The organism is Rhizobium sp. 01T417, from assembly GCF_056398905.1.
This window is the reverse complement of record NZ_JBFTQH010000003.1, coordinates 271,749-291,412: the sequence shown is the minus strand read 5'-3', so window position 1 is coordinate 291,412 and position 19,664 is coordinate 271,749. Positions and strand designations below refer to the sequence as shown.

Below are 19,664 nucleotides of genomic sequence, written 5' to 3'. Positions count from 1 at the left end.
GCGAGATCATTATGAAAGCAGTGCTCTGCCAAGAACCTGGCGTCCTCGAACTCGTGGAACGTCCCTCACCCGGCGCGCCTGAATCCGGCTGGGTACGGCTTGCGGTGAGCCATGTCGGAATCTGCGGCACGGACTACCACATTTTCGAGGGCAAGCACCCGTTCCTGGAATATCCCCGCGTGATGGGGCACGAGATCTCGGCGACGGTTGTCGAAGCGGGCGAAGGCGTTGCCATGGCGGTCGGAACGCCTGTGGTCGTCAACCCGTATCTCTCTTGTGGCACCTGCGTCGCTTGCCGCCAAGACAAGCCGAATTGCTGCACCAATATCAAGGTGCTTGGCGTTCATACCGACGGTGCTTTCTGCGACGAAATCACGGTGCCTGCCGGCAATCTCTATGCGATGAAGGGCGTGAGCCTGGAAGCTGCAGCCACAACGGAGTTTCTGGCAATCGGCGCCCATGCCGTTCGCCGTTCGATGGCGCCGACCGGATCACGCTCGCTCGTCATCGGTGCCGGCCCGATCGGGCTCGGGGCCGCAATCTTCTCGCGGATATCAGGGCATGAGGTGACATTGCTCGACACCAGTCAGGAACGGCTCCAGATGGCCGTTGATCGGTTCGGCTTTTCCTCTAGCATCGTTGCAGGCGAAGGTGCCGCCGATGCTGTCAGGGCGATGACTGGCGGCGACGGTTTTGACGTCGTTTTCGATGCCACCGGCTATGGCCCATCGATGGAGAAAGCCTTCGGCTTCGTCGCCCATGGCGGCGCGCTGGTGCTGGTCAGCGTCGTGAAGGACGATATTCTCTTCTCCGATCCGGAGTTCCACAAGCGCGAAATGATGGTCATCGGCAGCCGCAACGCGACCCGCGTGGACTTCGAACATGTCGCGGATTCGATCGCCAAGGGCCTCGTACCGGTCGAGCAGTTGATCACCCACCGTACGACTTTGGAGAATGCGCCACGGGACCTGGCACGCTGGGCTCATGAAAAGAGCGGGCTGATCAAAGCGGTCATCAAGGTCGGCGCTTAAAGCGCGTCGATCGCCGCCCGCATCTGGCGAACGACGTCGGCATCCGTCCGGTTCGTTGTCGCTGCTTCGAAGCCGAAGGTAACCGCCCGTGGGTCGATGCTGTCGACCCGTGAGCTGCAGGAGGCGTGAACCTCGCTTGTGCCGGTGGCCCGCAGTATCTCAGCGACGTTGCCTGGACGCACGCCACTGCCGGGCATGATCGAGATACGGCGAGCCGCCTTGCGGGAGAGACGGCTCAGCGTTTCCAGGCCGTCGATCGCCTTCGGCACACAGCCTGACGTCAGGATGCGCTCGCAGCCGAGTTCGATCGCCTGTTCCAGTGCTGCACCGGGATCAGGGACGAGATCGAAGGCACGGTGGAGGGTCGATCCAAGTCCCGCGGCACGCGCCCTTAGCCGGCTGATCAGAGGCATGTCCAGCCTGCCGTCCTGGCGATTGGCGCCGATGACGACGCCGGCAAGGCCGAAGGCGCGCACGGCATCGATATCGGCCATCATCGCCTCTTCGTCAGCCGCATCGAACACGAAAGGGCCGGCGTGCGGGCGGATCATTGCATAGACCGGAATGGGCGCAGCGGCGGCAGCTTTCATCAGCCCGGCGACCGGCGTCAGCCCGCCAAGCTCCAGCGCCGAGCAGAGTTCGATACGGCCCGCACCGCCGGCAATTGCAGCCGCAAGCCCCTGCGGGCTGTCCACGCACACTTCCAGCAAAACGCTCACGCTCGAATCTCCTTGTCCGCCGCGCCGTCCATTTAAGCGAAAGCGTTTTCTTGCGCGACGGGTTCGGCAATTATTTCGGCAACGGCGGCGACAATCACGGCACTTGCGTCAGCCGAGGCTTTCCGATGGTTGAAGGCGACGTGATAGGACATCGGGATGGACTCCTCAAGTTCGACGATGCGAACCTTGTCGGCAATGGGCATGGCGCTGACGCGGCCAAGAAACGAGATATAGCCATGGTTGGCGACAAGGTCGACGATCACAGGCAGAGAGTCGGCGGCAGTGATATCCTGGTTGCGGTGCCTGCGATTGGCAGTGCGCTCGTGGCTTAGCGCCATCGTGGCGTGTCCAAGCCCCGTCCTCGAACTCGGCGTGCAGATCGCGTGACCCTCGACAAGCTCGGCCACTGTCCGCTCTCGGCTTTGCAGCGGTGCTATCAGGACCATCTCGGTCTTCAGCAACTCGCGATGCTGGAAGCGCTCAAGACCAAAAACGGAGTCGAGAATGGCAACGTCGATCCGGCCGGATTTCAAAGCTTCCCGCAAGTCATCCGCCGTCATCAACACCAGAGACAGGGCATTCTTGCTGCGGCGGGCGTTCCATTCGGCGACGAGAGCGCCAAGGCATCGTGCAACCCAACTTTCCGATCCTGTCGGAATGATCGAACCGATGCGCAGCGCCCGCGCCGTGCGCTGATAGCGTTCGTCAGCGGACGCTTTCAGATCATTCCACTCCTGCGTGATGGCCTGCAAGATTGCATAGATCCGGCTACCCTGCTCCGTCAGCGCGGAGCCATTAGCCTGCCGCTCGAAGAGGCGATGACCGAGCGCCTTCTCCAAAGTCGCGATCTGAAGCGAAAGCTGCGGCTGACCGAGCTTCAGCCGTCGCGCCGCCCGGTTGATGCTGCCTTGGTCAGCGACCTCAAGGAACCGCTCCATCGTGGTGATCTTGATCGGCAGACGCGACGGTTCGTTGGTCCCCATCCAGTTCGCGAGCTCTTCAGCTGCCCGCACGATCGGGGCGAGCTTTTCGCGCACGTCGTTGCTGGCGAGGAGCGTCGCAAGCTCGCCGGAGCTGCGCTCTGTCAGCTTCAGGGCAAGCTCCGTTTCGAGATTGCGGACTGCAGTCGAGACCGTCGATGCTGCAAGCGAAAGGCTTCGTGCCGTCTCTCTGACCGAACCCGATGTGAGCACGTGACTGGCGACAAACAACGTGCCGAGCTGCAATCGCTTTCTCCGTAACAGTATGAAAAATCGAACGATATGATGTGTTCGCGAAAAAAGATATCCCTGTCGGGGAATCCGGCGGCTATCGTTCCCGCCAAGAACAAAACCGGGTTGGACAGTAAAAGCACTGAAGAGCACCGGACATCTGCGGAAACACGCAAGGGAACAAAAACAAATCGCGGCAGCGATGGAAAAGGAAATGCATTTTCACGCAAGCATTTGCATTCACCGCCATAATCGCGCCGCGACCGCAAAACTGGAGAGGCTTGCATCGATTTTTCGAACGCGAACGCTATTTCCATGACGCACGTATTTCCGGCATGATCGCAGCCAGGCTGCTTTCGCCGGTGATTTTATACGTGGAAGGCTCCCGCCAGGGCCCGCCACGAGGTCAAACGGTGTAAATCAAGGGGACAATCCATGTTGAAGAAATTCGCTCTTGCCGTCACGCTTTCCGCCTTTGCGGCAGGGGCGGCCCATGCTGCAGACGTCGTCGTTTCATCGAAAATCGATACTGAAGGCACGCTGCTTGGCAACGTGATCGTGCTCGCGCTCAACGCAAACGGCATCAAGACGCAGGACCGTGTTGCGCTTGGGACGACGCCGGTTCTTCGCAAGGCAATCACATCAGGCGAAATCGACATCTATCCGGAATATACCGGCAATGCCGGCTTCTTCTTCAACAAGGCCGACGATGCAGCCTGGAAGAACCTCGAACAGGGCTACGAACTGGCCAAAAAGCTCGATTACGATGCCAACAAGATTGTCTGGCTGGCGCCTTCCCCCGCCAACAACACCTGGGCGCTCGCGGTCCGCAACGACGTCGCCGGCCCGAACAACCTGAAGACCATGTCGGACTTCGGCAAGTGGGTCGCAGGCGGTGGTGCTGCCAAGCTTGTGGCATCCGCCGAGTTCGTCAACTCGGCTGGCGCGCTTCCGGCATTCCAGACGACCTACGGCTTCACGCTGAAGCCAGACCAGGAAATCGTCCTTTCGGGCGGTGACACCGCCGCCACCATCAAGGCTGCAGCCGACCAGACAAACGGCGCCAACACCGCCATGGTCTATGGTACGGATGGTGCGATCCAGGCCGCGGAACTGACGGTTCTGGAGGATGACAAGAACGTGCAACAAGTCTATGCGCCGACCGCGATCATCCGCGAGGAAGTACTGAAGGCAAACCCGAAGATCGAGGAAGTGCTCGCACCGATCTTTAAGAGCCTGAGCGCCGATGAACTGCGCAAGCTGAACGGCAAGATCCAGGTGGATGGCGAACCGGCCAAGTCGGTTGCCGAAGGCTACCTGAAGGAAAAGGGCTTCCTGAAGTAATCTCGTTGCCCGATGCTCCGCCTGCTCGCGGGCGGAGCAGCCTTTCGACCGGACAGGATGGATCGATGGAAGAAACCTTAGCGGTCCGCAAACTGGACCGGCTCGGCGTGGTGCTGGTGACAACAAGCGTTGCCGCAACTGCGCTCCTGCCTTTCATCTATGTGAAGGCAAACCGCATCGCCGCCGGAAAGCCCATGCTGCTGACGCAGCTGCTCAATCAACCTTCCGCCCTCATCCTGACGATCCTCCTACTGGCCACGGCCTTTGCCGTGCTTTTTCTTCAAAACGCGCTGCTGCGGCTGGTTATCGCCACCCTTTGTTTTGCGGCGCTGCTCGCGACCATCGGATTTGCAGCATCGGCCTTCACGCCACCAGCCAGCAATGCCGCACGCATGACGCCGGGTGGTGGGTTCTGGGTGCTGTTTGCGGTGATCGGGCTCGTCGTCTCGGATGCGCTCGTGAAGATCAAGCTTACGCCGTGGATGCGTATTGCGGCCCTTGTCGTCTACACCGGATTGCTCGGCATCTTCCTTGCTTCCGGACTGCTCGACGATCTCTCGATCATGAAGGAATTCGCGACCCGATCCGCGCAGTTCTGGACGGAAGCGGTCGCCCATTTGCTCTTGGCACTCGGTTCACTGGCGATCGCCGTCGTCATCGGTCTACCGCTCGGCATCCTGTGTTTCTGGGTTCCAAAGTTGCGTGCCGTCGTCCTGCAGGGCCTCAGCCTCATCCAGACGATCCCGAGCCTTGCGCTCTTCGGCATCCTGATGCTGCCGCTCGGCTATCTCGCGACGCACGTGCCCGCCGCCGCCTCGATCGGCATTCGCGGCATCGGCGCCGCGCCGGCGCTGATCGCGCTTGTCCTTTATTCTTTGTTGCCGATCGTGGCCAACACCGTCGTCGGTCTGCAGGGAGTCGATCCCTCGGTACGTGATGCAGCTGCTGGCATGGGATTGACGCGTCGCCAAATTCTGACCGGCATCGACTTGCCGCTTGCCTTTCCCGTCATTTTGACGGGCATTCGTATCGTCCTGGTACAGGCGATCGGCTTGGTGACGGTCGCGGCCCTGATCGGCGGTGGCGGCTTCGGCATCTTTATCTTCCAAGGGCTCGGTCAAACAGCCATGGACCTCGTTCTGCTCGGCGCCGTGCCGACCGTCTTCTTCGCCTTTTCTTCGGCCGTCATCCTCGATGCGGTCATCGACAGCATACGGGGATCCGCCGCATGAGCATGATCGAAATCAGGAACGTCACCAAGCGCTACGGCACGGCGGCCGTCGTCGACAACGTCTCAATGGAAGTCGAGAAAGGTTCGATCACGGCTGTTGTCGGCACCTCCGGCTCGGGCAAATCGACGCTGATGCGGATGATCAACCGTCTCGTGCCGATCACATCGGGCGAGATCTTCGTCGGCGGGCAGAACATCATGGACGTGCCGGTGACAGAATTACGCCGCAAGATCGGCTACGCGATCCAGGGGCACGGCCTCTTTCCGCATCGGACCGTTTCGCAAAACATCGCGACGGTGCCGCAGCTTCTTGGCTGGGATACGGCGAAAATCAAGCGCCGCGTCGAGGAACTGCTCGGCCTGTTCAACCTCGATCCCGCGACCTTTGCCGAAAAGTATCCGCACCAGCTTTCCGGCGGGCAGCAGCAGCGAGTCGGCGTTGCGCGGGCGCTTGCCGCGGAGCCGGAACTGCTGCTGATGGACGAGCCGTTCGGGGCGCTCGATCCCGTCATCCGCGGCAAGGCGCAGGACGATTTGCTGGCGATCCAGAAGCAGTTCGGTACGACCGTCGTCCTCGTCACGCACGACATGGACGAGGCCTTCCATCTCGGCAACCAGATCGCCGTGATGAGCGCCGGCAAGCTGCTGCAATGCTCGACACCGGAAAAGATCCTGACCGAGCCGGCCGATCCCTTCGTGCAACAATTGACCGGCACCTCCGACCGGGCGCTGAAGCTGATGTCGCTGCTGCCGCTGAAGGAAAGCATGGAGCCGGCAAAGTCAGGCCTCGCTTACGCATTGCCGCAGTCGCTCAGCCTGCGAGATGCCCTGGCAGAGATGATCTGGCAGGGCGTTGGCGAAGCCGCCGTCCAGAATGCGGACAAGGCGCCTGTCGGCTCGATCTCGATGACGCGATTGCTCGAACTGGGCCGGAAGGCATGAAGCTCGTCCTTGCGAACCTCTTCCGTGCTGCTGCACTGGTCCTGCTGCTGATCCTGTTGTTCCGGACGGAGTGGCTGTCCTTCCTGCTCCTACCATTGACGAGCAACAATGCGCCGGCGGTCTATACCCAAAACAGCCTTCCGCATCTTGCCGCCTCGCATCTGTTTCTCGTGGCGATCTCGATCGTCGGCAGCGCCGTTCTCGCGATCCTCGGCGGCATATTCGTCACCCGCAAAAGCGGCGAGGACTTCCTGCCGCTGTCCCGGGCGATCGCCAATGCCGGCCAAACCTTCCCGCCGGTGGCAGTGCTCGCCCTTGCCGTGCCTGCAACCGGCTTCGGCGCCGGGCCAACGTTGATCGCGCTCTTTCTCTACGGCCTCCTGCCGATTTTCGAAAACACCGTCTCCGGCCTCAAGCAAGTCTCTCCCTCCGTGCTGGATGCCGCCGACGGCATGGGCATGAATGGCACGCAGCGGCTCTTTCAGGTGGAATTGCCGCTCGCCCTGCCGCTGATCCTCGAGGGTCTGAAGGTTGCGACCGTCATCAACATCGGCACGGCAACGATCGGCTCGACGGTGGCCGCCAAGGGCTTGGGCGAAGTCATCATTGCCGGGCTGATCTCCGACAATACCGCCTTCATCCTGCAAGGCGGCCTGATCGTCGGCCTGATGGCGGTGTTGATCTATGATGCGATGGGGCTGATCGAAAACGCCATCACTGAAAGAATTGGCTTGCGCCCGGCATGAGGCGACGGCTACCAAGGCTGCCGTGATATCGGCAATGGGAGGCAGCCTTGGCCAAGATGATCCACTCCATGATCCGCGTTCTCGACGAGGCGCGCTCGGTCGAGTTCTACGGCAAGGTCTTCGGCCTCAAGGTCGCCGATCGTATCGATTTCGACACCTTCACCCTGATTTACATGAGCAATGACGAGACCGGCTTCGAGCTGGAGCTGACGGTCAATAAGGGGCGCATCGAGCCTTATGACCTCGGCAACGGCTACGGGCATCTTGCCCTCTCGGTTCAGGAAGTGGAGATGGAGCACAAGCGTCTGACGGAGGCGGGATTGAACCCCGGCAAGATCGTCGAGCTCAATCGCGACGGCAAGTTGCTGGCGCTGTTCTTTTTCATCACAGATCCCGACGGCTACAAGATCGAAGTCCTGCAGCGTCACGGCCGTTATCTCTAAGAGCTTCACATGATTGAAAAGACCGAATTGAACCGTGGCTGGACGCTCTCCTGCAACGTTGCCGGTCGACGCGACCTGCCGGCCGAAATTCCTGCACAGGTGCCGGGTTGCGTACATCTCGACCTTCTGGCCAACCGTCTGATCCCGGACCCCTATCTCGACGTCAACGAGATCACCAACGACTGGATCGGCAAGGAAGACTGGACCTATCGCTGCAGCTTCGATGCAGCGCCGGATGCCGGAAAAGTCCAGGGACTGGTGTTTGAAGGCCTCGATACGGTCGCGACGATCGTGCTGAACGGCGAAGAGTTAGGCCGCACCTTCAACATGCACCGCACCTATCGCTTCGACGTGTCGGAGCGGCTGAAGCAGGGCGCGAATGAACTCGTTGTGACCTTCCGCTCCCCTTATGCCTACGGCGCCGAGATGGAGGCGCATTACGGTTACCGGCCGAATAACTATCCCGGCCCTGGCAACCTGATGCGCAAGATGGCCTGCAACTTCGGCTGGGACTGGGGTCCGACGCTGGTGACCTCGGGGATCTGGAACCCGGTGCGGCTGGAAAGCTGGGAGCGGGCGCGGCTTGCGGAGACGCGGGTTTCGGCGACGCTTGCAGGCGGCGAGGGGCTCGTGACGGTTCGCGCTCGTATCGAGCGCCGCGACGGCGCTGGCGCGAAGATCGTCGCGAGCATTGCCGGCGTCAGCCACGTCGCCGAGTTGGCGGAAGGAGCCGATGCGGTCGAGTTCCAGCTGACTGTTCCAGCGCCGCAGATCTGGTGGCCGCATCATCTTGGCGCACAGCCACTCTACCCGCTTCAGGTCGAATTGCGGAATAGCGTAAGCGACGACTTACTCGACAGCTACTCTAAGCAGATCGGCTTCCGCTCCGTCAGACTCGACACAGCACCCGATGAACACGGCTCCGCCTTTACCTTCGTCATCAACGACGTGCCGCTTTTCCTCTGCGGCGCCAACTGGATTCCGGACGACTGCTTTCCGCCACGGGTAACCGCCGAGCGTTATGCTTCCCAGATCGAGGAGGCGAAGGCTGCAAACATCAATCTGCTGCGCGTCTGGGGCGGCGGCATCTTCGAGCGAGACGAGTTCTACGAGACCTGCGACCGCGCGGGGATGCTCGTTTGGCAGGACTTCCTGTTTGCCTGCGCCTCCTATCCGGAAGAAGAACCGTTGCACAGCGAGATCGAGGCGGAGGTGCGCGACAATGTGGTGCGCCTGATGCCACATCCGTCGCTGATTGTCTGGAACGGCAACAACGAGAACATCTGGGGCTTCGACGAATGGGGCTGGCGCCCGATCATCAAGGAGGGCGTAAGCTGGGGGCTCGGCTACTATCTCGATGTTCTGCCAAAGCTCTGCGCCGAGCTGGACCCAGATCGGCCGTATTATCCGGGCAGCCCCTACTCCGGGACAATGGAGATCGAGCCGAACGCGGACGAGCACGGCTGCAAGCATATCTGGGATGTCTGGAACGATGTCGGCTACGAGGTCTATCGCAACTACATCCCTCGCTTCTGCTCGGAATTCGGCTGGCAGGCGCCTCCGAACTGGGCGACGATCGAGGAAAGCGTCCATGACACGCCGCTGACACCTGTTTCGAACGGCGTATTCCATCATCAGAAGGCGACACAGGGCAACGACAAGCTGATCCGCGGTCTCGCCGGGCATCTGCCGGTGCCACGGACGATGGACGACTGGCATTTCGCGACGCAGCTCAACCAGGCACGCGCCATCCGCTTCGCGATCGAGCACATGCGCTCGCACCGCGCCATCTGCAAGGGCGCCGTCGTCTGGCAGTTCAACGACTGCTGGCCAGTGACCTCATGGGCGGCGCTCGACTCGGCAGGACGGCGCAAACCGCTCTGGTATGCGATGCAACAGGCATTCGATCCCAGACTGCTGACCATCCAGCCACGCAATGGCGGGCTGGCAGCCGTCGCCGTCAACGAGCGCACGCTGTTCTGGCGGGCGAAGATATCGGGCAAGCGCCTGCGGCTTGATGGTACGGTGCTCGCCGAATTCGAGTTCTGGCGGCTGCTCTGCGACCGCTTCGAAGCGAGGGAGTTTCCGCTGCCGGCGGATATCGCAACGCCGGACAATGCCGGTGACGAGCTGATCGTCGTGCAGATGCTCGACCGGCGCGCATTCCATTATTTTGTCGAGGACATCGATTTGAAGCTCCCGGCACCGCGGGCGTCAATCGAGCTGACTGCCACGACGGATGGATATGCGGTGAAGGTGACAGCGGAGACCCTGCTGAAGGACCTTTGCCTGATGGCCGACCGGCTCGATCCTGATGGCGTCGTCGATTCGATGCTGGTAACGCTGCTGCCGGGGGAAAGTCACATATTCGCGCTACGGACTGCAAAAGCGATGTCGGTAAGCGACATCAGCATTGGCACCGTGTTGCGCTCCGCCAACGATCTCGTCGCCACACACTGAAAAGGCCCCGTCTGCGACGGGGCCCATCCAGGTCGTTTTACCACGCCGCGCGCCAAGTGGGCAGAGTGCGGCGCAGCGCATCTACGCGCGATCAAGGGACCGCGCGTGTGCGGACGACGTTACATCCAGTAGGGAGGCACGCCGTAGTAGTCGTAAACTCGGCGGCCATTATCGTTGTACCAGGTGTCGTCATCGTCCGCATAGCTCGGCGCGCCCTCGATCTGATCCTTCGTCAGATCGATGCGATAGCCGTCCAGCTGGGTATCGTAGGTCAACTTTTCCCACGGCAGCGGATAGTGATCGTGGCCGATGCCCAAGAAGCCGCCGAACTCGAGTACGGCATAGGCAACGCGGCCATCCTGCTTGCCGAGGATCAATCGTTCAATAGAGCCAATATGCTTGCCATCGGCTCCATAGACGCGGGTGCCTTCCACGCGGTCGCTGGCAATCAGTGTCGGTGTGTCCTTCACATTTGGGTCACGGCGGGTTTTGTCAGCGTCCTGATGCAGCATGGTGCACCTCCTTTTGTTTCCTCGTGGTTGGCCCACGGAGAAAAAACGCTGCCCCGCACTCGATGTTCCCAATTTACTCACAGCAACCGCCAATACATGATTATTGACGTTTACGTTAAGGTTAGTGTAGCTCTATTCTCAGCTTGAACCATTCAGGCGATGACATAAGCTGCCGCGTTGGAAGATGGAGGATCGTCCAATCGGCTTGCCGGTGGGACCGGCCGGCAGCGACAGGGAGAGAGACCATATGAACAGCATTTCCGTCCATCCAGGCGGTGCGAAGCCCGAAAAGCCCTGGCTTGCGACCTATCCCAACAGCGTGCCGGCAGAGCTTCCACCGCTGGAATACGAATCGCTTGCGGAACTGCTCGAGAAATCCTGCGCGCGCTATGCCAATCGCATCGCCTTTTCCAGCATGGGCAAGACGCTGACCTATGGCGAGCTTGAGAGCCAGACCCGCAAGATTGCAGCGTGGCTGCAGAGCATCGGCCTCGAGAAGGGTGACCGCGTTGCCGTCATGATGCCGAACGTTCTGCAGAATCCGGTCGCCGTTTACGGGATCCTGCGGGCCGGCTTCGTGGTCGTGAATGTCAATCCGCTCTACACACCCCGCGAACTGGAACATCAGCTGCGCGACTCGGGCGCCAAGGCCATCTTCGTGCTCGAAAACTTCGCGCGAACGGTCGAGCAGGTACTGGTCAAAACCGATGTGCGCCATGTCGTCGTCACGTCGCTCGGCGAGATGCTGGGCGCCAAGGGGCTGATCGTCAATCTGCTCGTGCGCAGGGTCAAGAAGCTCGTTCCTTCATGGTCTATTCCGCAGCACAAGACCTTCAAGCAGGTGCTCGCGGAAGGTGCCGGCCAACCTTTCAAACTTGTAAGCCTGACGGGGGGCGACATCGCCTTTCTGCAATATACCGGTGGCACGACCGGCATTGCCAAGGGCGCGGTGCTGACGCACCGGAACCTGCTCTCCAACAAGCTGCAGCTCGAACTGTGGCTGCGATCGGCTTTCGACAAGAAGCCGCGCCCAGAGGTTCTGAACTTCCTGTGTGCCCTGCCGCTCTATCATATCTTCGCACTGACGGTGAATTCGCTGATGGGCATGTCGCTCGGCGCCCACAATATCCTCATCGCCAACCCGCGCGATATTCCGGCGCTGGTCAAGGAATTCGGCAGGGTGAAGGTCCACATCTTCCCCGGCCTCAACACACTCTTCAACGCGCTGATGAACAACGCCGATTTCGCCAAGCTCGACTTTTCCTCCATCGTGATGTCGCTCGGTGGCGGCATGGCGGTGCAGCGACCGGTCGCCGAGCGCTGGATGAAGATCACCGGCTCCCATATCACCGAAGGCTATGGTCTCTCCGAGACATCGCCGGTCGCCACCGCCAACCGCTTCGATTCGGCAGAGTTCACCGGTTCCATCGGGCTACCGATTCCATCCACCGATCTCGACATTCGCGACGAGGACGGCAATTCGCTGCCGCTTGGTGAGATCGGCGAGATTTGTATCCGCGGCCCGCAGGTGATGGCTGGTTACTGGAACAAACCGGAGGAGACCGCCCGCGTGATGACGCCGGACGGCTATTTCCGCAGCGGCGACATGGGCTTCATGGATGCGCGCGGCTACACCAAGATCGTCGACCGGAAGAAGGATATGATCCTTGTCTCCGGCTTCAACGTCTATCCGAACGAGATCGAGGAAGTGGCGGCGATGCATCCCGGCATCCTCGAGGCGGCGGCTGTCGGCATCCCCGACGGGCATTCCGGCGAAGCCGTGAAGCTCTTCGTGGTTCGCAAGGACCCGGCGTTGACGGAGGCAGACGTCAAGGCGCATTGCGCGGCAAACCTCACCAACTACAAGCGGCCGCGCTTCGTGGAATTCCGCACCGAACTGCCGAAAACGCCAGTCGGAAAAATCCTGCGCAAGGATCTGCGCGGCTAAGTTTGACGGTCGCGTGAAATTATGAGCCATCCGTTTGTTCAGATGGCTTTTTTGCGTTCCGAGAGGTCGCCGAACTTGATTTGCGCCCTACAAAGCGAATAGTTTCCGCGACCCTCTCGCCCTGCAAAGGAGCCTCCCATGAATGCCATCGTCGAACAATTGAAGAGCACTGCAGCCGCCACCAAGGCAACCGATCTGCGCGCCGCCTTTGCCGCCGACCCGCAGCGTTTCTCGCGCTTCAGCGTGTCGCTCGACGACCTCCTGATGGATTATTCCAAGACGGCCGTGAACGACGAGATCCTGGCTCTCCTGGTCAAGCTCGCGGAGACGGGCGGCGTTGAAGTCAAGCGTGACGAAATGTTCGCCGGCAAGGCGATCAACTTCACCGAAAACCGAGCCGTTCTGCACACGGCGCTACGCAACCGCTCCAATACGCCGGTGCTTGTCGACGGCAAGGATGTCATGCCTGATGTCAACGCCGTGCTTGCCGCCATGGGCAAATTCGCCGATGGCATCCGCTCCGGCAGTCTCAAGGGCGCGACCGGCAAGGCCATCACCGACGTCATCAACATCGGCATCGGCGGCTCTGACCTCGGCCCCGTGATGGCAACGCTGGCGCTGGCGCCCTTCCATGATGGACCGCGCGCGCATTTCGTTTCCAACATCGACGGCGCCAATATCGCCGACACGTTGAAGCTCGTTCAGCCCGAGACGACACTGTTCATCGTCGCCTCCAAGACCTTCACGACCGTAGAGACGATGACGAACGCGCAAACGGCGCGCAAGTTCATCGCCGACGCGCTCGGCGACGCCGCCGTCCAGCATCATTTCGCTGCCGTTTCGACCGCACTCGACAAGGTCGCGGCCTTCGGCATCGAGAGCGAACGCGTCTTCGGCTTCTGGGACTGGGTGGGTGGCCGCTACTCCCTCTGGTCGGCGATCGGCCTGCCGATCATGATCGCCATCGGCCCGGAAAATTTCATCAAGTTTCTCGAGGGCGCCCATGCCGTCGACAACCACTTCCGCACCGCACCGATCACCAAGAACTTGCCCATGCTGCTCGGCCTGATCGGCTTCTATCACCGCAATGTACTCGGCTATCCGACCCGTGCCGTCCTGCCCTACGACCAGCGCCTGTCGCGCTTCCCGGCCTATCTGCAGCAGCTCGACATGGAATCGAACGGCAAGGGTGTCACGATCGACGGCACGCCCGTCGAGGGTAATTCCGGTCCTGTTGTCTGGGGCGAGCCCGGCACCAATGGCCAGCACGCCTTCTACCAGCTGATCCACCAGGGCACGAGCGTCATCCCGGCCGAATTCATGATCGCGGCGAACGCCTTCGAGCCAAATCTGCGCCACCAGCACGAGCTTCTGATATCGAATGTGCTTGCGCAGTCCGAAGCGCTGATGAAGGGCCGTACCTTCGACGAGGCGAAGAAGCAGCTGACCGACAAGGGCATGGACGACAAGAAGGCCGACTTCATCGCACCGCATCGTGTCTTCACCGGCAACCGCCCGTCGATCACCTTCGTCTACGACAAGCTGACGCCCTACGCGCTCGGTCGCCTGATCGCGCTCTATGAGCACCGAGTCTTCGTCGAAGGCGTGCTGTTCCGCATCAACTCTTTCGACCAGTGGGGCGTCGAACTCGGCAAGGAACTGGCGACTGGTCTGCTGCCTGTCGTGGAAGGCAAGGAAAGCGCTGCCGGCCACGACTCCTCGACGCAGGGCCTCGTTGCCGCACTGGCAAAACTTGCCAAAACAGAGCATTGAGATCAGAAAGCTCCCGCGGCTGGCCGCGGGAGCTTTACACAGTCTGGAAATTGGCTTGAGGGCTTAAAAGCCCGTCCTCTAGTTCGACCTCTTCGGGAAGCCTCGACATATCAGTCGATTGTGAACCTGAGTCGATCCGACGATGGCAGCGGCGACATCCGCGGCTAGTTCGTCATCTCCGCGACAGCGGACGAAGCCTTCAAGCACCACGAAATCGCCAAGCATTGAAACAACGATCTGCGTGCTGTCGAACTCCGATGACGCTTCCAGTGCGCACTTGACCGCGGCTTTGGTCGCCGCCGAACAATGTCCGGCTTCGACGCTGCTGAGCGACCAGCCTTGACCATCAACGCGTAGAACCATTTCTTCTCCTCCAACGTTAAACGCTGAAGCTACAGGCCGTAATATTAGCAGTCTATTAAGTATGACATGCGCCGGCATTTGTCTTGTGGTAGCGCTTGGTCAATGTCGAAATTCGGCTTCACGATGCGTCTTAGGTACATCGCTATGAGGAGAGGTTGAATGGATGTGACGGACGACGAGCTTCTGAATTTCGAGGCACATGGCGCAGCGCCCCTGCCAAGGCCGCAGCGCGAAGGCTTCGTCGCGAACGACGGCGCTCGCATCTGGTATGCGACCTACGGTTCCGGCCCAGCCGTGATCCTGCTGCATGGCGGGCTCGGCAATGCGGGGAACTGGGGCTATCAGGTGCCGGCACTGGTCGCCGCGGGCCGACAGGTCGTCGTTATCGACAGTCGCGGCCACGGCCGCAGCACGCGCGACATGCGCCCCTATCACTATGCCCAGATGGCAGGCGACGTTCTTGCGGTGATGGATTGCCTTGAGCTTACGAAGTCCGCCCTTGTCGGCTGGAGCGACGGGGCCTGTACGGCGCTGATCCTCGCCGACCAGCGGCCAGAGCGGGTACCCGGTGTGTTTTTCTTCGCCTGCAACATGGATCCCAGTGGCACGCTTGAATTCAAGCCGACACCGGTCATCGATCGCTGCTTCAGTCGTCATCGGAAGGATTATCAGGCGCTATCCGCCACGCCCGATGCCTTCGAGAGCTTCGTGGGCGATGTGTCGAAGATGATGGCAACCGAGCCAAACTATACGGCTACCGATCTCGCTGGCATCAAGGTGCCGGTCGCGGTCGTGCTCGGAGACAATGACGAGTTCATCAAGCGCGAGCACGCCGATTATCTGGTCCGCAGCATCCCCGATGCCGAACTCATCCTGCTTCCGGAGGTCAGCCATTTCGCGCCGCTGCAGCGGCCAGAGCACTTCAACCGCGAAGTGCTCGCCTTTCTCGATCGGCTATAGCCTGTCTCAGAGGCCGATTTCTTTCGCCCAGGGCGGATTGGCGCCGGCGCGCGAGACGGTGACGGCAGCGGCCTTGGCACCAAGCAAAAGCGCGTTCTGCAGCGCCTTTTCGCTGAGCGAAGCGACCTTTTCCTTGGTCAGGAGATCGTCGATCTTCAGCGAGGCAAGCACGCCGGCATCGAAGGTGTCGCCAGCGCCGACGGTATCGACGACAGTGACGCGCTCGCTCGGCACGGTGACCTTGCGCTCGTTGGTGTAGCCCGACGCGCCCTCGGCACCCTTGGTGATGACCACGAGCTTGGCGCCCTGCTTCAGCCAGTAGGCCGCCAGGTCGTCATGGCTGCCTTCGAGGCCGAACCATTCCAGATCCTCGTCAGAGAATTTCAGGATGTCGGACTTCGCCGCCATGCGCTTGATGCGCTCCATATGGGCGTCCTTGTTCTTGATGAAGCCCGGGCGGATGTTCGGATCGAGCGAAATCACCCGCTTGTCGCATTCGCGGTCGAGCAGCGCCTCATAGGTCTCGCCGCAGGGGCTCGGGATGAGACTGATCGCGCCGAAATGCAACGCCTCACAATCGTCGCCGAGGACAGGCAGATCGTCGGTCGTGATCATGCGCCCGGCCGTGCCTTCGTCGTAGAAGGCATAGGTTGCCTGGCCGTTGACCAGCTTGACGAAGGCGACCGTCGACGGGCGTGGGGTGATGGCGCAGAGGCTGAAGTCGACATTGCTCGCCTGCAGCGTATCGCGCAGGATTTCGCCCATCATGTCGTCGGCGAGGCCGGTGAAGAAGGCTGTCGGAATGCCGAGGCGTCCGAGTGCGATCGCCGTGTTGAAGATCGCGCCCCCTGCGTATGGGGCAAAGCCCTTCTCGCCCAGAGTCGTCTCCCGCGGCAGCATGTCAATCAGCGCTTCGCCACAGCACAAAATCATTCCGGCCTCCCAAGCATTACGATCCATCGATGCTCAAATCGATTAGATAATTTCGTGGCAAAAGCAAAGCGCCGCGACGCAATTCTTCATTCAAAGTGATGAAATGCCGCCATTGCGTCCCGACCAGGCGAGCGGCGCATCGAGGAAGGCTTCGACTTCGCTCAAGGTTTTCTCGTCGAACAGCTTCTGCGCCTTGGCAACCGCAAGCACATCGCGCCAGGTGGCGATGTAGTGCAGCTTCACCTTGCCATCGGCAAAGCGCAGCGCGCCTTCATCGAAAATACCGTAATAGAACAGGGCGATACCATGATCGACCACGCCGCCAGCAGCCCTGACGGCATCGATGAACTTGAACATGCTGCCGCCTGCCGTCGTCAGGTCCTCGATGACGAGGACGCGTGAGCCCTCCGGCATGTTGCCTTCAATCTGCGCGTTGCGGCCATGACCCTTCGGCTGCTTGCGGACATAGATCATCGGCAGGCTGAGGCGATCGGCGAGAAGGGCTGCAAATGGGATGCCCGCAGTCTCGCCACCCGCCACGCAATCGAACTGCTCGAAACCGGCTTCGCGCAGAACGACGCTGGCGGCGAAATCCATCACGGTCGAGCGCACGCGCGGAAAGGAGAGCAGCTTGCGGCAATCGATATAGACCGGGCTCGCCATGCCGGAGGCGAATTTGTAGGGCTGCGCTGCATTAAAGTGCACCGCCTTGATCTCCCAGAGCATCTTCGCCACGAGTTCCGCCATCACGGCGCGGTCGGTGAATGTCGTCTGGATCATCGCTCTCTCCTTTGGTCAAATTTATGGGCCAATAGCAGCAAGCGCGGCAGTTTTCCAGAACGGCGAGCGATTCCACGCCGTCGATGAGGGCAAAAAACGCGACAGCGCTTGAAGACGTCGGCCGGGCATCCGTCCAGAGGTGCCTGAAGGCACCGCCTTCGTTGCGCTGAGCCAGCAATGCATCAATTCTTTCAGTTATTTGCGCTTGCGCGCCGGCGCGGCGGCGATATCGTCACGTCATGGAGCATATTGAGGTTTTTCAGCGGCTCGGCGTCGCCCTTGCTATTGGCCTGCTCGTCGGGGTCGAGCGGGGATGGCAGGAGCGCGACATTCGCGCTGGCGGCAGAGCGGCGGGCATCCGGACGTTCGGCCTTACCGGTTTTCTCGGCGGAATAGCCGGAACGCTTCAAGCGATGACCGGCCCATTTTTGCCTGCGACGATCGCCATGCTTCTGGGGGCCATTTACATTGCCGGCAAGTGGCAGGAGACGAAGGAAAACGAAGACTACAGCATCACCTCGGTCGTGGCCGCCCTGGTGGTGTTCGGGCTCGGCTTTCTGGCAGCTGTCGGCGACATCGTTACCGCGGCAGCCGGCGGTGTCGCAACGACGGTCATTCTTGCGGCTCGCCATAGCCTGCATGGCTTCCTCAGAGGATTGACGTGGGTGGAGCTCCGCTCGGCGCTGGTGCTGCTTGCAATGACCGTCATCGCCTTGCCGCTGTTGCCTAACAGGGCGTTGGATCCCTGGGGCGCGCTCAACCCCTACTCGCTCTGGCTGCTGACGATCACCATCGCAGCCCTGTCCTTCGCCGGCTATGCCGCCATTCGATTGATGGGCCCGGGCCGTGGCGTTCTGCTGGCAGGTGCCGCGGGCGGGCTTGTCTCGTCCACCGCCTTGACGCTTTCCTTCGCCCGCTATTCGGCGCAGGCGCCGGAGGGCGCACGCCACCTTGCGGCAGGGGCAGGCATTGCCGGCGCCCTCTCCTTCGCCCGCGTTCTCGTCATCGCCAGCGCGCTTTCCTTCACCTTGCTGGCGCCCCTCGCCGCCGCGCTGGTCCCTGCAATCATCGGTTTCCTGGCAGCGGCGCTGTTTTCGGTCTGGCGTTCGGAGACCGCGACAAAGGCGCCGGAGATCGACCTCAAGAACCCCTTCGAGCTCACCACGGTCATTTCCTTTGCTCTGCTGCTCGGCCTGATCAGTCTCGTGTCGAAGATCGCGATCGAATATGTCGGCCCGTCCGCGCTCTTCGTCGTGGCGGCGATCTCCGGCCTCGTCGACGTCGATGCCATCACGCTATCCACCGCGCGCCTCGCCGGCTCGACGATCGACGTGATTAAGGCGGCTGACGTCATTCTGATCGCCGTCGCGGTCAACGCGGTGACAAAGGTGGTGCTTGCCTTCACCGCCGGCCGGCGGGAATACGCGATGGCGCTCGGGCTGGCTTCGGTCGTGGCGGTCGCGCTCGGAGCCATCGGCTATTTCGCGGCGCGCAGCTTTTTGCCGGCCTGAACAATTGGACCGGCGTGACCAGTTCCACCAGTCGCCGTGACTACGACAACCGGCCGATATCGATCGGGAGCATTCGCTGGTAAAGCACAATCGCAGCCCGTCCCTCGGTATCATCCAGCGAGATCGCATAGCGGACGGCGGCTGCCAGCAGCTGCATGGTCAGCCTGGCAATGGCGACAAGTTCGCCCTTGCTCCGCCCTGGTTCCAGCGTGGCGAGAACCGAAAGCAACGCCTGGGCATGAAACTCCATGTCCTCGGCATCGATCTGTTGCAGTAGCCGATCGGCCTGGGTGGCGACCCAGATATCGCGCATCACCGGCTCTTGCCGGAAAAAGTCGTAATACTGGTCGGCGATGTTACAAAGCGCCTGCCGCAGCGTCGCCGCGTCCCTTACCGCCGCAAGCTCGGCTTCGACGCAGGCTTTGCCCTGCTCGTTGAAGCGTTCGGCCAGTGTGCGGATGATCGAGCTTTTGTCCGGGAAATACTGGTAGAGCGCGCCGAAGGATAGCTCTGCCTTTTCAACGATCTCGCTCATCTTCAGCGCATCGCTGCCATTCATTTCGATGAGCTCGAGCGCCACCGAAAGGATCTTCTCGAAGCGCTCCCGCCCGCGCTTCTGCTGCGGAATCCGGCGCGGTTGGCCGGTTGATTCCGGCTGTCTTCTGCGGCTCACGGAAACCTCTTCGCCCATTCCACTCTCCGTTTTTCCTTGACGACGAAAATAAGAGAGCTTATCTCATTTTACAAATGAGAGACT

General features: G+C 61.0%; 18 protein-coding genes. 11 read left to right on the top strand and 7 right to left on the bottom strand.

All coding sequences use genetic code 11. The features are described 5' to 3' along the window. Positions 1-11 precede the first annotated feature (11 nt). Positions 12-1,031, top strand: coding sequence for a zinc-binding alcohol dehydrogenase family protein (locus AC1DPR_RS05270; protein WP_113470591.1), 1,020 nt, complete (start codon positions 12-14; stop codon positions 1,029-1,031). On the opposite strand, the gene AC1DPR_RS05265 is transcribed toward AC1DPR_RS05270, so the two are convergent. Continuing rightward, positions 1,028-1,750 (bottom strand): copper homeostasis protein CutC, encoded by a 723-nt coding sequence (locus AC1DPR_RS05265; RefSeq protein ID WP_113470590.1) that lies wholly within the window; start codon positions 1,748-1,750, stop codon positions 1,028-1,030. The two genes, AC1DPR_RS05270 and AC1DPR_RS05265, sit on opposite strands and share 4 nt — an antisense overlap. 32 nt (positions 1,751-1,782) lie before the next feature. After that, entirely contained in the window at positions 1,783-2,976 is a 1,194-nt protein-coding gene (locus tag AC1DPR_RS05260) for a LysR family transcriptional regulator (RefSeq protein WP_025658779.1), read from the bottom strand. Positions 2,977-3,396: 420 nt separating this feature from the next. Between AC1DPR_RS05260 and osmF the strand changes: the two genes are divergently transcribed. The 6 genes from osmF to AC1DPR_RS05230 all read left to right on the top strand — a co-directional run bounded on the left by osmF (position 3,397) and on the right by AC1DPR_RS05230 (position 10,127). Next, positions 3,397-4,305: a glycine betaine ABC transporter substrate-binding protein OsmF gene (gene osmF / locus AC1DPR_RS05255; protein ID WP_018857670.1), complete on the top strand. Its 909-nt coding sequence runs from the start codon at positions 3,397-3,399 to the stop codon at positions 4,303-4,305. A 65-nt stretch (positions 4,306-4,370) separates the two neighbouring features. After that, entirely contained in the window at positions 4,371-5,537 is a 1,167-nt protein-coding gene (locus AC1DPR_RS05250) for an ABC transporter permease (RefSeq protein ID WP_113470589.1), read from the top strand. Beyond that, positions 5,534-6,478, top strand: a complete 945-nt coding sequence (locus tag AC1DPR_RS05245) for an ABC transporter ATP-binding protein (protein ID WP_113470588.1) — start codon at positions 5,534-5,536, stop codon at positions 6,476-6,478. The genes AC1DPR_RS05250 and AC1DPR_RS05245 overlap by 4 nt, the downstream gene beginning before the upstream one ends. Further along, positions 6,475-7,224 carry an ABC transporter permease gene (locus AC1DPR_RS05240; RefSeq protein WP_018857673.1) on the top strand — a complete coding sequence of 250 codons (750 nt, stop codon included), beginning with the start codon at positions 6,475-6,477 and terminating at the stop codon, positions 7,222-7,224. Before AC1DPR_RS05245 ends, AC1DPR_RS05240 begins: the two co-directional genes overlap by 4 nt. A 47-nt stretch (positions 7,225-7,271) precedes the next feature. Further along, complete coding sequence (locus AC1DPR_RS05235; protein WP_025658774.1) at positions 7,272-7,667, top strand: VOC family protein; 396 nt, start codon at positions 7,272-7,274, stop codon at positions 7,665-7,667. 9 nt (positions 7,668-7,676) lie between these two features. Beyond that, positions 7,677-10,127: a glycoside hydrolase family 2 protein gene (locus tag AC1DPR_RS05230; RefSeq protein WP_113470587.1), complete on the top strand. Its 2,451-nt coding sequence runs from the start codon at positions 7,677-7,679 to the stop codon at positions 10,125-10,127. A 119-nt stretch (positions 10,128-10,246) separates the two neighbouring features. Here AC1DPR_RS05230 and AC1DPR_RS05225 read toward each other — a convergent pair whose 3' ends face one another. Further along, a complete protein-coding gene (locus AC1DPR_RS05225; protein WP_018857676.1) occupies positions 10,247-10,639 on the bottom strand; it encodes a PRC-barrel domain-containing protein in 393 nt (130 codons plus the stop codon). A gap of 247 nt (positions 10,640-10,886) precedes the next feature. On the opposite strand from AC1DPR_RS05225, the gene AC1DPR_RS05220 reads away from it, so the two are divergent. Further along, a complete protein-coding gene (locus tag AC1DPR_RS05220) occupies positions 10,887-12,587 on the top strand; it encodes a long-chain fatty acid--CoA ligase (protein ID WP_113470586.1) in 1,701 nt (566 codons plus the stop codon). Between the two features lie 138 nt (positions 12,588-12,725). Next, positions 12,726-14,360 carry a glucose-6-phosphate isomerase gene (gene pgi / locus AC1DPR_RS05215; RefSeq protein ID WP_018857678.1) on the top strand — a complete coding sequence of 545 codons (1,635 nt, stop codon included), beginning with the start codon at positions 12,726-12,728 and terminating at the stop codon, positions 14,358-14,360. Positions 14,361-14,438: 78 nt separating this feature from the next. Here pgi and AC1DPR_RS05210 read toward each other — a convergent pair whose 3' ends face one another. Beyond that, positions 14,439-14,723 (bottom strand): BON domain-containing protein, encoded by a 285-nt coding sequence (locus AC1DPR_RS05210; protein WP_018857679.1) that lies wholly within the window; start codon positions 14,721-14,723, stop codon positions 14,439-14,441. Positions 14,724-14,882: 159 nt separating this feature from the next. On the opposite strand from AC1DPR_RS05210, the gene AC1DPR_RS05205 reads away from it, so the two are divergent. Continuing rightward, entirely contained in the window at positions 14,883-15,683 is an 801-nt protein-coding gene (locus AC1DPR_RS05205; RefSeq protein ID WP_113470584.1) for an alpha/beta fold hydrolase, read from the top strand. Positions 15,684-15,689: 6 nt separating this feature from the next. Here AC1DPR_RS05205 and AC1DPR_RS05200 read toward each other — a convergent pair whose 3' ends face one another. Both AC1DPR_RS05200 and AC1DPR_RS05195 read right to left on the bottom strand, forming a co-directional pair. After that, positions 15,690-16,616, bottom strand: a complete 927-nt coding sequence (locus AC1DPR_RS05200; protein WP_113470583.1) for a carbohydrate kinase family protein — start codon at positions 16,614-16,616, stop codon at positions 15,690-15,692. A gap of 90 nt (positions 16,617-16,706) precedes the next feature. Next, positions 16,707-17,396, bottom strand: a complete 690-nt coding sequence (locus AC1DPR_RS05195) for an orotate phosphoribosyltransferase (protein ID WP_025658768.1) — start codon at positions 17,394-17,396, stop codon at positions 16,707-16,709. Between the two features lie 239 nt (positions 17,397-17,635). Here AC1DPR_RS05195 and AC1DPR_RS05190 point away from each other — a divergent pair, with 239 nt between their 5' ends. Further along, entirely contained in the window at positions 17,636-18,907 is a 1,272-nt protein-coding gene (locus AC1DPR_RS05190; protein WP_018857683.1) for an MgtC/SapB family protein, read from the top strand. A 40-nt stretch (positions 18,908-18,947) separates the two neighbouring features. On the opposite strand, the gene AC1DPR_RS05185 is transcribed toward AC1DPR_RS05190, so the two are convergent. Beyond that, entirely contained in the window at positions 18,948-19,598 is a 651-nt protein-coding gene (locus AC1DPR_RS05185) for a TetR/AcrR family transcriptional regulator (RefSeq protein ID WP_113470582.1), read from the bottom strand. Positions 19,599-19,664: the final 66 nt, after the last annotated feature.